This window comes from Dyella sp. OK004, assembly GCF_900114495.1.
Taxonomy (GTDB): Bacteria; Pseudomonadota; Gammaproteobacteria; order Xanthomonadales; family Rhodanobacteraceae; genus Dyella_D.
In genome coordinates this window covers 489,419-504,527 of sequence record NZ_FOZI01000003.1, presented here as the reverse complement: position 1 = coordinate 504,527, position 15,109 = coordinate 489,419, and the positions used below count along the sequence as shown (strand labels likewise).

Annotated in this window: 8 protein-coding genes; 3 read left to right on the top strand and 5 right to left on the bottom strand. The window is 60.9% G+C overall.

Going from position 1 to position 15,109, the window contains the following annotated elements; genetic code table 11:
* The first annotated feature begins 122 nt into the window (after window positions 1-122).
* Entirely contained in the window at window positions 123-1,658 is a 1,536-nt protein-coding gene (locus tag BM338_RS14695; protein ID WP_090451920.1) for a GH39 family glycosyl hydrolase, read from the top strand.
* Window positions 1,659-1,741: 83 nt separating this feature from the next.
* On the opposite strand, the gene BM338_RS14690 is transcribed toward BM338_RS14695, so the two are convergent.
* The 4 genes from BM338_RS14690 to BM338_RS14675 all read right to left on the bottom strand — a co-directional run bounded on the left by BM338_RS14690 (window position 1,742) and on the right by BM338_RS14675 (window position 9,376).
* Window positions 1,742-4,171 (bottom strand): glycoside hydrolase family 2 TIM barrel-domain containing protein, encoded by a 2,430-nt coding sequence (locus tag BM338_RS14690; RefSeq protein WP_090451918.1) that lies wholly within the window; start codon window positions 4,169-4,171, stop codon window positions 1,742-1,744.
* A gap of 216 nt (window positions 4,172-4,387) precedes the next feature.
* Window positions 4,388-5,758 (bottom strand): glycoside hydrolase family 27 protein, encoded by a 1,371-nt coding sequence (locus tag BM338_RS14685; protein ID WP_255367319.1) that lies wholly within the window; start codon window positions 5,756-5,758, stop codon window positions 4,388-4,390.
* A 77-nt stretch (window positions 5,759-5,835) separates the two neighbouring features.
* On the bottom strand, window positions 5,836-8,094 hold the full coding sequence (locus BM338_RS14680) for a WD40/YVTN/BNR-like repeat-containing protein (protein ID WP_090451916.1): 2,259 nt from the start codon (window positions 8,092-8,094) through the stop codon (window positions 5,836-5,838).
* Between the two features lie 700 nt (window positions 8,095-8,794).
* The gene (locus BM338_RS14675; RefSeq protein ID WP_143109310.1) at window positions 8,795-9,376 is read right to left on the bottom strand and encodes a cytochrome b; all 582 of its coding nucleotides are present in this window, start codon (window positions 9,374-9,376) and stop codon (window positions 8,795-8,797) included.
* Between the two features lie 451 nt (window positions 9,377-9,827).
* Between BM338_RS14675 and BM338_RS14670 the strand changes: the two genes are divergently transcribed.
* Both BM338_RS14670 and BM338_RS14665 read left to right on the top strand, forming a co-directional pair.
* Window positions 9,828-10,112: a hypothetical protein gene (locus BM338_RS14670; protein WP_090451912.1), complete on the top strand. Its 285-nt coding sequence runs from the start codon at window positions 9,828-9,830 to the stop codon at window positions 10,110-10,112.
* A gap of 1 nt (window position 10,113) precedes the next feature.
* Entirely contained in the window at window positions 10,114-12,456 is a 2,343-nt protein-coding gene (locus tag BM338_RS14665; protein WP_090451910.1) for a glycoside hydrolase family 31 protein, read from the top strand.
* Between the two features lie 340 nt (window positions 12,457-12,796).
* Here the strand turns inward: BM338_RS14665 and BM338_RS14660 are convergent, their stop codons facing one another.
* Window positions 12,797-14,710, bottom strand: a complete 1,914-nt coding sequence (locus BM338_RS14660) for a glycoside hydrolase family 76 protein (protein ID WP_090451908.1) — start codon at window positions 14,708-14,710, stop codon at window positions 12,797-12,799.
* Window positions 14,711-15,109: the final 399 nt, after the last annotated feature.

Below are 15,109 nucleotides of genomic sequence, written 5' to 3'. Positions count from 1 at the left end.
GAAATCGCTGCCGGGGATTTGTTGAACTTCATCGCTGAGACGATCTTGAAATAGGAAACCCTATGCGCGGGAAGGCAATGGCACGGCGTCGAGGCTGGGCGGCGGCAAGTGGATTCATGTGCATGCTGGCCTGCCTGCCCCTGGCGGTTCAAGCGGGGCAGGAGGCTCGGCAGATCGCCATCGACGTGAAGGGGTCTTCGTTTCCGACGGACCGCGCTTACAACGCTTCCATTGGCTCCGATTATCCAGGCACGCTGATCCGCGATGACAACCTCGCTCAGCTCAAGACCGTGCAGGCGGAGCTCGGCTTTCGCTACATTCGGTTTCACGCGATCTTCCATGACGTGCTCGGCACTTATCGGGAAGTCGACGGAAAGCCTGTCTACGACTGGACCAAGATCGACTATCTCTACGATCGCTTGCTCGCGATGGGCATCCGGCCGTTTGTGGAGCTGGGCTTCACGCCGGAAGCGATGAAGACCTCGAATCAGAGCATTTTTTACTGGAAAGGCAACACATCCCATCCGGTGCTTTCAAAGTGGACCGCATTGGTGGATGCCTTCGTGCGTCACCTTGAGCAGCGCTATGGGCAACAGGAAATTCGCCATTGGTACTTCGAGGTCTGGAACGAACCCAACCTGGCTGGCTTCTGGGAAGGTGGCGATCAAAAGGCTTATTTCGACCTCTTCGATGCCACCGCGCGCACCATCAAGCGGATTGATCCCCAACTGAAAGTGGGTGGCCCGGCCACGGCTGGCGCCGCATGGGTGCCGGCATTGATCGAACACACCACGCAGGCGCGTACACCTCTCGATTTCGTTTCCACCCACACCTATGGTGTCGATGGGGGCTTTCTCGATGAGAAGGGTGAAAGCGACACCAAGCTCTCACCATCGCCGGATGCAATCGTCGGCGATGTCCGTAGTGTGCGCCAACAGATCGACCATTCATCGAAACCAGGACTGCCTCTCTATTTCACCGAATGGAGCACCAGCTATACGCCGCGCGACTCCGTACACGATTCGTATGTAAGTGCTGCGTACATTCTTCAAAAGCTCAAGGCTTGCGAGGGCATGGTGCAGGGCATGAGCTACTGGACCTTCAGCGATCTGTTCGAGGAACCCGGCCCACCGACTGCGCCATTCCAGGGTGGATTCGGCCTGTTGAATCCTCAAGGCATCCGAAAGCCGGCTTATTTCGCTTACAAATACTTGAATCGTCTCGGCCCGACGGAGTTAAAGACGTCGGACGCGCAAAGCCATGTCACCTGGGATGGCGGCGTACTCAAGGCGCTGGTATGGGATTTCGTACAACCCGAGCAGGACAAGAGCAACCGATCCTTCTACACCAAGCTGTTTCCGTCACAGCCACGCCGGCCGCTCAGCCTGGAACTCGAGCATATGCAGCCGGGCCAGTGGCAAGCCGCCATCTACCGTACGGGCTACGACGCCAATGATGCCTATTCGGCCTATCTGCGCATGGAATCCCCCAAGGCGCTGACAAACGATCAGCTGCGGCAATTGCAGACGATCACTGCGGACAAAGCCGAAGTGCATGTGCTCAGTGTCGACGCCCACGGACACGCCACGCTGTCTATTCCCATGCGGTCCAATGACATTGTATTGATCGAAATCACGCGACGTGGGCGAGATAAATGATCGCTTGCAGGGGCTTTGCGCTATCGATCACGCTAATGAAAGAGGCCGTCGAGCACAGCATGCGCATGTATCGCCTCTGAGTTTCAAGGCGATACGGCATTGAAACGGGTTTGCTGCGGCGGCAATCCGGGAACTTCGACTTGTACCGTGACGGCCCCGGCATGCGTCGCCGCCTTGATGGCTGCAACGACACGCCCATGAAACGTGCGTCGCTGTCCCGACTGAAAGCTGGAGGCATCATGCGGATTGCCATTGCCGATGCCCGCTAGCTGGCCGGCGCCGGCAACATGGACGGTCACTTCCCGATCATGATTTTGCGCGTAGATCGGCACGCCGCTGGCGTCGACGAGTTCCGCCGTCACATATACGAGATCTTCGCCGTTCGCTCGAAACTGCATCCGATCGAGAGATAGCCGGACAGTCGCTGGCTCGCCTTCCGTCTGCAGCTCCCAGCGTCCCGCCGCCTGGCCATCGCGATACCCAACCGCTACAAGACGCCCGGGCGCATAAGGAACTTGGTAGTTCGCCTTGTACTCGGTTGCCACATCGACCTTCTTGCGCCCGAGACTCTTGCCGTTGAGGAGAAGCTCCACCTCGGGGTACTCGGAGTAGATCACCACTTCCAGCGGTTTTCCCTCCTGTCCCGGCCAGGTCCAGCTCGGATGGACGTCGTCCAGCGACCAGTCGAGGTGTGGCGGCGTGATGGGAAACAGATGCCGATCGGGAAGGTCTTCGGTGCCAGGCGGCTGCTTGATGAAAGCCGATATCGGATCGATGCCGGTTTTCCACAGCACCTCCCGGTAATACGCCGCCGGCCGCTTGCGGCCGGTGGCATCGATCTCGCCGCAGTAGGCCAGGTGCCACGGGTAGGGCCCCAGTTTCTGCCAGTCCTGGCTGTAGCCCATCCAACCGATACCCGTTTCCCCGAGGTAGTCGACGGCAGTCCACACGAAATCACCGATCACCCAGGGCATGGTTTCCACTGCCCGCCAATACGTGAAGGCATCCTTCGGCGTGGACTCCGAGGTGAACATCACCCGTTCGGGAAACCGTCGATGGTCATCGGCAAACTCGTGCGCGTGGTAGTTGTACCCGGCCACGTCGAGCGCGGCGAACTGCCCGTCGCTCTGGGGGCTGTCGATGCTGATGGCCTGGGTGATCGGGCGGGTGGTGTCGAGGCGGCGGACGCGGGCAACCATCTGGCGTGCGGTCTCGATGCCCGGCTCAGTGCCCTGTTCGGGGATTTCGTTGCCGATGCTCCAGAACACTACGCTGGGATGATTGCGGCCACTCAGCACGAGGCTATCCAGATCGGCTTGCCAGTCCTCCTTGAAGAAGCGGGCGTAGTCCATCGCCTTCTTGTTCTTGCCCCACGCATCGAATGCCTCGTCGACGACGAGCATGCCCAACTCATCCGCGGCATCGAGCGTCGCCTGACTGGCAGGATTGTGTGCGCTGCGAATGGCGTTGTAGCCAGCGCCCTTCATCAGCGCGACCTTGCGCGCGTCGGCATCGGGGAGGCCGGCCGCGCCCAGCATGTAGTTGTCGTGGTGGATATTGCCGCCGCGTAGCACGAACTTCTTGCCGTTGATGCGCAGTCCGTTGGCCGCGTCGACAGCGATCGTGCGAATGCCGAAGCGTGTGCGGCGAATATCGGCGACGCCATCGCTGGTGCGAATGGTCTGCTCGAGTACGTACAGATTGGGTGAGTCCGGCGACCACAATGCGGGTTCGCTCAGCTCGAATGCAGTTTCGTCCGCGGTCTTGGCATGGGGCGCAAGCGTGGCCTGGCTACTTTTCTGGACCACCGTCCTTCCGGACGGCGACACGATGCGCGAGACCATTTTCACGCTCTGAGTCTTCGCCGTGCCATTGGCGATGGCTAATCGCGCAATCACTCGGCCAGCCTCGTTGGTGGCGACCGGTGTGGTCACCTGGATGCTGTCCGGCTCGATATGCACGGGAGGCAGCAGTTCCAGCGTCGCGGGGCGGATCAGGCCCGAGCCGGCATACCAGCGCGAGGACGGATCGGCGTGATCGACCCGGATGGCGAGCACATTGTCGCCGGCATGCACGTTGCCAGTCAGGTCGACGGTGAAGGCGCTATAGCCGTAATGATGCTTCTCTACGTGCTGGCCGTTGATCCACACGTCGGCGTCCATGTAGATCGCCTCGAAATGGACCAGCACGGTCTGCGCCGCAGACTGCGCATCGAGCACCAGGTGGCGCCGATACCAGCCGACGCCGCCGGGCAGATAGCCCGAATCCTGTCCACTGACCGCGTCGCGGTCGAAGGGCGGCGAACCGTCGGGCTTATCCTCGATAGACCAGTCGTGCGGCACCGACACCTGCCGCCATGCGCGATCGTCGTAGGTGGCCAGTTTGGCGTCCTTGCTATCGCCGCGCTGAAATCGCCAGTTCTGCGACAAGCTGCGTTGCTCGGCAGCAACCTGCGGCAAGAAAACGAGGGCGGCGATGGCTATGCAGAAAGCCCATCCATGCTTTGCGGTCATAAGCGGCTCGTAGGCGGCAACGAAGGCCGGCCCTGAGGGCAGGGCTCAGCGTCGGCCACGTTGGATCAGATCGTCTGGCGAGTCACTGGCGAAATACGGCGGAGTTCTTTACGAAATCCGCCGTTGCATCGCGACGGAATCAGCAGGTCACGAGCGCCGCCACCTGTTGATCCGAAAGCGCGCCGCGATAGCACCGGAAATCGCTTATCAGTCCATTTAAAGCGCTGGTCGCATGACCAGCAATGCACACCCGTGGGCGGGCAGGTCGACGGCCAGGCGCATGGATGCTTTCCGCCGGTGACCGCTCCAAAGGTCGCGAGCGCGATAGCTGCCGGAGTTCAAGCCGAGCGCGCTCCATGCCGTGTCCAGCGTCACGGGCTTGTCGTCCAGGTTGAATATCGCCAGATAGCGTTCGTCGCCCCGGCCTGACGCCACCCATACGCGCACGCTATCGAATCCTTTCGGCAGGCGGGTAACGGGATGATTGTCACGGCTGGTCTGGTTGATGGCGATCACCTCCTTGTTGGTGATCAACCCGCGCGTGACGTCGTCCAGCTTGGTCAGGTTGGCGCCCAGGATCAGCGGGGAACGTGCGATGGCGTGCAATGTCAGCAGCGTGCGCTGTTCATCCGGGGTCAGGCGCGATGGGCGTGGCGAGCCGAGGCCGGGGTGCGGCGCGAGCATGCCGAGCGGCAGCATGTCGGCATCGGGCCAATGGCCATCACGGGCCTGACCCACCCATAGTGGTAGGCGATCGAAAACATCGCGAACGCCCATAGGAAAATCGTCGTTAGGATGCTCATGGACGAACGACCAACCGTCCCAGACATCGTTGGAGATGCGCCACATCTGTCCGTACTGCTGAATCTCAGCGGCATGCGACAACTGGGTCGGGCCGGGCGACAAGCTGAGCACGATCGGGCGTCCGGTCTTGCCGATCGCGGCGGCAATCTGGCGAATTTCGCTGATCCGGTAGGGATGGTCAGCGATGCAGTCGACCTTGAGAAAGTCCACGCCCCAGCGAGCGTACAAGGCCAGCATGGCATCGTAGTACGCCTGCCCGGCGGGCGTGTCACGCACGCCGTAGTTGCTGTCGTCCCAGGGGCAGGTGTCCGCGGTGTCGGCGACATCCTTCGCGTGGAATCCGGAGTCGGCGATCGGCACGTCGGCCGCCACGGCCTGCTTGGGAACGCCGCGCACGATATGGATGCCGAACTTCAATCCTTGCGCATGCACCCAATCGGCCAGCGGCTTGAAGCCTTGCCCATCGGCAGCGGAGGGAAAACGGTTAAGCGCGGGGACCAGCAGGCCGTTCGCATCCAAGGCGTAGTCCCGGGCCTGCAGCTTGTCGCCGAAGGGATTGCGCATGTACCAGCCCTGGTCGATGACCGCGTAAGTCCAGCCATAGCTGTGTAATCCGGCAAGAACGCTAGCGTTCGCCTTGAAATCGGCTTCGTCGATGGTGAGTCCGAACGAGTCCCAGCTGTTCCAACCCATGGGCGGGGTAGGGCTGACTTCCTGTGCTGTCGTCGCGCCGGCGATGGTCAGCAGGAAGATCAGCAGTACGGCTTGCATGCTATTGCGCATCGACTTTGCTCCCGTGACACCTCGCTCCTTCCCTCCGCGGAAAGGAGCGAGGTGTTGCTGCATGACGCACTCAGGCGTCAGTTGGTGGACGTTCCGTAGATGATGCCGCGGCCGCTGTTCGTGCCCAGGTATACCGTACCGAAGCTGCGCGGGTCGCCGATCACGCGCGACACGCCGCCCCACTGGTGCTGCGTGTCATTGATCTGCACCCAGGTTGCACCAACGTCGATGGAGCGGAACAGACCGGTGACGCCGTTCACCGTGCCGGCGAGATAGATGGTCGGGTAGAACTTGCCGACCGCCGCCTTGCCGAAGCCAATCGAAGTGGCAGCGCTGACCGTGGTCGCATCCACTCGACTCCAGTTCCAACCGGAACTCTGGCTGCGATACAGGCCTGACTGCGTCGCAAGCCAGATATCGCCCTGCACACCGGTGACGGTGACGGCCTGGCTGGCCTGCCACGACGGCACCACGGGCAAGCCCGAAGTGGTCGACGCATACCAGCTTGCACCCTTGTCAGAGCTGCTGAAAAAGGTGCCTGTCGCCTGATTCCATGCGTAGAACAAATTGCCGTTGATACCGTCGGACAACACCTGTGCGCCGATCGGTAAGCTGGCCATGCCGTTGGCGGAAGGATAGGCGAGGGTATGCCAGGTGCTGCCGTGATCTGTGGAGGCCACTGGCGCCACATCCGACGGCGACCACACGATGGTGCCAGCGTCGGCGGAGATCGCCACCGTGCCGCTGCCCTTGGTGGAACCTGCCTGGTTGGCGAACGGCGACCAGCTCTTGCCGCCATCGGTCGACCACGCGCCGTACACGTTGTTGCTGGAGTTGCCACTGCTGCCTACGCGCACGAGCGTCAGAGGCGTGTTCTTGGCGAAATCCAGACCCGTGCCATTGCCACAGAGAGGGTTGGTGACCTGGGTGGCGGGGGCAGTGTTGAGATCGTTATGCACGAAACCGCAGACGTCGCCCAGGGCGCTGATCAAGGGTGCGCCGGCGGTGGGCGAGAGCAGCCCCAGTACCGCCGTTTCCTCGATGCCATTGGCGCCAACACTCCAGTGGGTGGGCTTGCCGGCGTCCGCCGCGGTGAGGTCGGAGCTGCTCCAGATGCCGCCGCCGAAGCCATACATCGCATGCCCTGAATCGAAGGGATCGATGACTACCTCGCCCCAGTTGCCGAACGGCGCCTGGGTCTTGCCTGGCGGCACGATCCATGGCGACACGCTGGAGTCGCGCACCGCGCTGCTGCCCACCTCCTTCCAGGTCGAACCGCCGTCGGTGCTGCGGTACATGGTGTCGTCTGGCCACCAGTGATCCATCGTCATCACCACCAGCGTGCTGGGCCGCGCCGGATCCACTGCCAGACCGCTGAAGCCTGACGGATAGTTGTAGGGATCGGTCGGCGTGATGTTCTGCCAGGTGCCGAGGCCGACGCTGTATTTCCAGACCTGTCCCGCGGACATGCCGTTGGGCCCGATGGCGTTGCCATAAGTGATGTACAGGCTGCCGTCCGGGCCGATCAGGCCGCGCTGTGGCATGAGGCCGACCGGGCCGCCGGCTATCGGTGCCCAGGTCGCGCCACCGTCGGCGCTTTTGTAGAGCGTCGCGGCTGCCGTACCGGTAGATACGCCGGCAAACAAGGTCTTGGTTGGCGAACCGCTCGTGCCGGATGGTTTGTAGAAGGCGAGGAACGCCACGCCCGCTCCGGTGCCATCGTTCGATAGGGCAGTGAACCCGCTCACCTTCGACCAGGTGCTGCCGCTGTCCGCGCTGGTCCACAAGCCGTTCGTGCTGGCCTGATTACTCTCGTTGGAGGTTCCATAGAACAGGATCGATCCCTTGTTCGGATCCACTTGTAGACGTTCGCCCACATTGCGCCCGTCCTCGTTGCCACCGATGCGGAAACTGAGCGGGTGTGCAGTGAAGTGCGCACCTTGGTCGGACGACACGAGCATCGCGCCATTGGCGCCCCAGGATGACGTATACAAACCCGTCGCCAGATAAAGCATGTTCGGATTGGAAGGGTCGATGGCGATGCTGTTGATGCCCGTCCACTGCGCATTCTCCGGCGGCGTGCCGTCGTTGAGAGGCACCCAGGTGGCGGTCTGCGAGTTGTAGCGATAGGCCCCACCAACGTCGGTGCGCGCGTAAAACAGCCCCTGCTGCTTGGGATGCGCGATGATGCCGTCGACGTAGCCGCCGGCCACGATCTGCACATTGTTCCAGGTGTAGGCCGGTGCCGATGACTGCGCGAACGCGGCGATCGATGGCAGCGCGAGCGCGCCACAGGCAAGAGCGCAGGCGACGGCCCGCGACATGAGTTTCTGCATGATTCCTCCAGGTTGATATCGGCTCGCCGCGGTGCTCCGCCGCCGCTGGTCCATCAGGGCGGGGCGCATGCCGGCGAACCATTGCGTCGCTTTGAATGCAGCGAAAGAAATCTCTCGCCATGTGCTTCGCGAAAGAGGCGGCACGTTATGCCGCGCCGCATTTCATTCCCCTGTCCGCATGGTGACGAACGAACGACATCGGGTGACAGCGAGAGATGCCGCACGCCATGCACCTGCATGAAGCTGATGAAGGATCCTGTGCATGCATCACGGCTCTCTCACGCATAGGCACTTTATGCTCATTGCGCAGCACGCGGCATTGCGAAGAACATCAATCGCAATTGCGAAAATTGAAACTGCGCAACAGCAATCCTTGTACTCGCGAAGACAATGTGATGAGCATCACCGGTCGAAGGTGAAGACGTTCCGCTTGGCGCAATTTCTCGCGTCGCGGACTCGCCCCATCGCGCGCGCAAGCGGTCATCGTGGGTGGCATCGCTGTAGTTCGGTACGCGCGAGCTGAGGGAATAGTGCGACCGCGCACCGAATCATTGCGTGATTAAAGAGCACCATCGGGGGTAGGGCGGTCAGCTTTCGAGCCGAAGCGGCACTGGCAATGCCATTAACCATCGGCGACGCAAAGGAGGATTACGAGGGCACCAAAGTTGCGGCAGTCGAATTCGTACCGCGTGCGCCTCAATCACAGCATGCGCTTGGCCACTCCGTCGCGGTTGATCACCAGATGTTTTAGTACCGCGCCGAAATGGAGAAGCAAAAGGAGGCCCAGCCCGACGACGAGACCGATATGGATTTGCCCGAACAGAACGCGCAGCGACTCGTTGGGCGCGAAGAGATCAGGCCAATGCCACAAGCCGAAGAAACTGACCGCGTGATTTCCCGCGACACGATGAGCGTAACCAGAAAGCGGTAGCGCCAACATGGCCAGATAAAGCAGTCCATGGACGCTGTGCGCCACCCACACTTGCCACGCCGGGATGCTGCCCGGCAACGGTGGCGGACGATGACCGGCACGCCAGATCATCCGCGCTACGCCCAGCCATAACACCAACGCGCCGATAGAGCCGTGCCAGAACAAGATGCCATTCCATTCCGGCGACGTATGAGCGTAACCGGGGAAATGCTCCATGCGTAGGCCAATGACGAAGTTTGTCAGGATGAAAAGCGCTACCAGCCAATGCAGGACTTTGGCGGTGCGCGTGTAGTTCGCGATAGAAAGTTTTTGAGCCGACATATGCGCAAGGACCTTGTTGAATGAACCCAACGCCAAGCCATTCGATGCGAGGCGATATCAACATAACCACGATACGGTCCGTTTTATTCCGGCGAAGAGCCGCCCCAGCCTTTTGCGCGTTTGCGCGTTTGCGCGCTTGAGGCGGGCACGTCGTGCCCAGCAAACTTTGCGATCCAGCCGATGCAACCCGTTCTGCAGACCTTTGGAGCGCGAAAGCGAGGGCGACAGGAAGCCCCTGCGCAGTTTGCGAGCCATAATCAAACGCCTGGTTAAACGACATGCGTTGTTTCCAGCAGGAGCAACGAGTTCCTGCTGGAGATGTCCGATCCCAGGGCCTTCTTGGCCAAAAGCGGCTGGTATCCCGGCATTCCAGCGCCTACGGCAAAAAAAGCAACCGCGCGCGGCGACTTTCATAAGCTGACCATGTCCTCGCACCATGCACAATCCAGCGCTTGTGGATTGAGCAAAGTGGGGCGTTGTTATGGTGGATGGTTCTCGTCGAGACGTCATCAAGTGGATGCTGGCAGGAGCGATCGCTGCGCCGTTTTCCATCGGGGATGCCATGGCTGGCCCGCAAGCCGCCCGGAAGTGTCCCCAGCAGCGCCCGAGCATTGAAGGGCAACGAACGGCCGACCTGGGTGATGGCACCTATGTGAACCCGATCGTTACCGGGGATCATCCCGATCCCACCATCCTCAAGGATGGCCGCGACCTGCGTTATGTGCAGGAGACGCGCGGCAAGGAACTCGAAGAGATGGAAGGCTGACATGCGAACCTCAAACACTGCATTGCTTAGCCTGGCCTTGTCCCTCGTCACTGCAGTTACCGCCGTCAACGCTGCGTCGGCGGCTACGCTTGACCGCCATGGCGCATGGGTAAGGATCGAAGCTTATGGCCCGAACGTTGTCCATATAACGATTGCTGCCGATAAAACCCAGGCATTGAAGGCACCCGGCTACGGGATTATTGCTGACCACGCCGATCATTCGGCGCTCCATGAGACGCACGACCCGAGCGGTGATACCTTTGCATCGCCCGAGCTGACCTTGCATGTCGATGCGGCGCCAGCACCGCACACGCCAGGCACCATGGAGCGGTACTTTGCGCCGGACCTTGCACCGGTTCGCTTGCAAGTGAAGAACGCAAAGGGTGCGACTGTCGTCAACATGACGGGTTGGGAGATGTCCCCGCATGAGGTCGCCGGCGAAGACACCTATCAGGTGGGCGCCACATTCTCGGCTCCTGTTGACGAACACTACTACGGCATGGGTCAGAATCAGGACAGCCTTGGCCCTCTCGATCTGCGCGGTCGCGTCATCGATTGCCAGCACTGGTACGACGCACCGAGTGGGGAAACCGTCTGCGTGCCCTTCATGGTGTCGTCCAAGGGTTACGGCATCATCTGGGACAACCCGTCGGATACACGATTTGTCGCCGGCGTTCGCGGCCACACGAGCTTCCAGTCGAAAGTAGGGGAGCGCATCAGCTTCTTTGTCGTGACGGGCGACACGCCCGAGGCGATTTATTCGGCCTACGCACGGGTGACGGGCAAGACACCGATCCCGCCTAAGGCTGCCTTCGGTTTGATCCAGTCCAAGGCGCGCTACGACAGCCAAGCCGAAGTGTTGCGCGTCGCGCATACGTATCGCAAAAAGAACTATCCGCTCGACGTGATGGTTGTCGACTGGTTCTATTGGACCCACATGGGGCAGCTGGACATCAATCCGGCGGAATTTCCCGACCCCGATGGCATGAACAAGCAGCTTCATGATGCGGGCATGAAGTCGATCATATCCATCTGGCCGCGGCTCGAACGATCCGGACGTTACTTCAGCGAGCTTGATGCCAAGGGTTATTTTCTGAAGGACAAGAATGGCAAGACAGTCGATGGCCTAGCGTTCCGTTCGGATCGCGCCGGCGCGTTGATCGACTCGACCAACCCCGCAGCTCGTCAGTGGTTCTGGGAACACGCCCGCGACAACATTCTCTCGCATGGCTTCGATTATCCATGGCTTGACGAAACCGAGCCGGATCTCGTGCCGGACAGCTACTTCTTCTCGATCGGCTCTGGTGATCGCTACCACAACGTCTTTCCGCTAGTGCACGTGGAGGGCGTTGCGCAGGGGATGCGCACCTGGAAGCCGGACGAACGTGTATTGATTCTCTCTCGCGCGGCCTACTTGGGTTCGCAACGCACCGGCGCGCTGTTCTGGTCGTCAGATATCGACCCCACCTGGGAGGCACTACAGCGCCAGATTCCCACCGGTCTCAACATGACCGCCTCCGGCATTGCGTACTGGGGCAACGACATCGGCGGCTGGCAATACTTGCCGCAGACCACCAGCGCCACCAAGCCCCCGCTGCTTGACCCTTCCGATGCACGCGACACGGTGGGACAGAACAACGACTATCCGGAGTTGCTCACGCGTTGGTTCGAATACGGCACCTTTCTGCCGACCTTGCGTTTGCACGGCGATCGCAAGCACACAGAAATCTGGGCATTCGGCCATCAAGCCGAAGCGATCATGGCGAAGTACGACAAACTTCGTTACCGCCTGATTCCATATATCTACAGCCAGGCCAAGAAAACCTATGACACGGGCGCGCCCTTCATGCGGCCGTTGTGGATGGATTTCCCGGGCGACGCCCAAGTCGCCAACCTGGGTACGGAATATATGTTCGGACCGGCCTTCCTGGTGGCGCCGATTACCGAGCAAGGCCAGACGGAGAAAGACGTTTATCTTCCTGCCGGCAGTGATTGGTACAACTTCTGGACCAACGAAAAGCTGACGGGCGGGCGCTGGATCAAGGTAGTCGCCCCCATCGACCAGATTCCTGTTTTCATTCGCGCTGGCTCCATCGTGCCACTGGGTTCGGACATTCAGTCGACCGCGTCGAAGCAGTCGGTCACTGAGATCCGTGTCTATCCAGGTAAAGATGCCAACTTTGCGCTCTATGACGACGATGGTACGTCGTACGGCTATGAGGAGGGCAAGAGCGTCACGACCCAACTGCATTGGAACAACGCGTCCGGTGTATTGAGTGCCACCGGCGGCGATGCGGCGTTCAACAACAAGGTCTCGGAACTTGCCAAGGTCGTGGGCAGGTAAGGGGAGTGGACCAACAAGCTGATCCATTCGATGTCGACTCGTCCCATCTGAACAGGCTTCGCCACCAATGGCCGCCTAGACCTAAGGGACATGGGCGGTGTGATTAGGGCAGGTTATCGGGGGTGTTTCGACCATCAGGAAGGGAATGAAGTTGGTTGATCATCCTGCGAAGGTGCGGGCGACTGTTGGAGTGCCCAGTTCCGCTAAGCCACCATCAAAATCTGTACGCGTCGGCGGATTACTAAGCGACAGCCCGAGGCCCTTACGCGCGGCGCTATCGTCCTTTAGCGACTGTTAGTGCCTCCGTCCTCGCATGATCGAGGACGGAGGCACCATAAGGCTATTCGACGATGTTCGCCGTAACGTGATATACGCGCCCACCCCAGCCGTCATTGGGGAAGGCATCTGACACCTTCAGGTAAATCGGCTTGGAGCCATGGGTGGCGGCGCCGAGGTACGGTGTCAGGTCGATGTTGCGGCCGGCCTTGTTTGAGCCGTCGGTGACTGGCTGGGTCTCTTGCAGCACGGTCGTCCAGTGCTCATTGTCGACGCTGACTAGCACCAGGAATTCGTTGTCGATGGTCAGGGTGACCTGCGCCGAGGTGGTATCGGCGGGGAAGGGGAATCGATAGGTGAAGTGGGCGTTGCCGTCGGCAAAGCGGTTCTGCACACCGTTGCTCTGCGAGCCATCAGGATCGAACAGCCACGGGTTTTCGTCGGCGGTGCCGGTATCGAAGTCGATCTTGTGCGCGACCAATACGTCAGCCTGGGTGGTGAAGTGCAGCCCCGCCGCTGTCACGTCCGCGGTGACCATCTGATGTCCATTCGTCGCCGTGCTCGGTACGGTGACTATCAGTGGAACGGTGCTGCTGACCGGTACGGCGATGCCGCGGGGCTGCAAGCGCACTCGGGTGGTTGGCGGGGACACGCTCCACCCGGAGGGCGCATCGATGGAGGCGCGCGCTTGCAGCGGGAAGAATCCGGTTGCCGAGACACCGAGATCGATAGCGATGGATGTGGCACCCGACGCGGGCGGCATGATCACCGGTTGCGCCGGGGACATGGTCGCAGCCAGCGACTCCTGCGGTGTCGTAGTGGGTACGTCGCCGATCAGGGCACTGAGCGCGCTAGCCTGGGTGCGCCAGTCGAAAACGTTGGGGTGTTCGTTGCTGGTGGCACCGGACCAACGGGTGCCAAGTCGGCCGGCAGCGTCGCGGTCGTTTTCCCAGATGCTTTCGGCTTGCTGATCGAGGAAGGCTGCGTACCGGCGATCATGGGTGGTGTCGACAAGGTCAGTCCAGTAGCGCATGAAGATGCCCTTGAACTGCTTGCCGTTGTCGTCGCAGGTCTGGTCCGTGGCGTCACAGGTTTCCGTCAGAATGCCATTAGTCACCAGAGCGTTCGGACCGATCGCGGCGTCAGCCAGGCGCCGCACGCTCGCGAGGATGCGTGGGTCTCCGGTAGCGCGCCACAACTCCAGGCCGCCACCTATCGCCAAGCCCTGGTTGTAGGACCACACGGTCTGGCCATTGTTGGTGCAGGTGTCGGTGAGGCCGTCGTTGACCAGGCCGTTGGCATTGATCATGCCGCTGCTCTGGAGCCACTCCCAGGCGGTACTGGATCGAGCCAACCACAACTGGTCGCCAGGGATCCGGTTATGCAATTCGGCGGTGAGCCGAATCCATAATCCGTTGGTGACAGCATTCTTGTAGGTGCGCTCGGCATTCCACCAGACGCCACCGCCGCAGGTGCTGGTGTCCCAGTAACCGTTCACGTAATTGGCAATGGTGACCGCCATGTCCAGGTACTTCGGGTTCCTGGTCAGATCATAGGCTTGCAGCCAGGTCAGGCCCCACCATTCGGAGTCGTCGATGGCTCGGCTGGTGAAGTTGCCCAGCAAGGGGTCACCCGACAATACCCCGGCTGGAAACACGCCTTTGTCTTTTTCGAAAGTGTTGTCCAATGGCCCGAGATAGCGGCCGTCGCCGGTGCGTTGCATGTAATCCCCGATGGTCTGCAGGGAGACTGCTGAGTTCCACCAGCTGGACGGAAACCAGGCCTTGCCGGGGTCGTAGGAACTCATCAATACATCTGCTGCCACCCGGGCACGGGCGACGGCTGTCGAGCCGTCGGCTCGCGGGCTGGTTGGGTAGGCTTGTTCGGCTGCCGTCGAAGGAAAGACGACGGCCAGAGCAATCAGACTGGCCACGGCCAATAGTGTCTGAACTCGTATGCGTATGGCTTCGAGATTCATGATCAGAAGCGCTCCTCTCGGATGCCCACGAAGGGATGGAGACTACGTCTCCTCACCAACCCCAGGCCGGACCGTGGGCGGTGATCCGGCACGGAAACGTGCACGCATATAGCCGTTTAGACGGCTACATCCACGCGAACCTACACAGGCACCCTGGCGGAGCCGAACCCGCCCCACATGCCCAAACCCTTACCTTGCGTTGCGTTGCGTTGCGTTGCGTCCGCCATGGTCATCTCGCACGTCAGCACCATGACCAGCGCGCGGCATACCCCCGGGTTACCGACAAGCACTGCACCATGGCCTCGCGCTCCCCAGCCGGCATGTTGCGGTCCTGAGCTTTAGATCGATCTAAATTCAATATCTAAAAAAAGGCCATGACGTAATGGACCCGATGTCCGG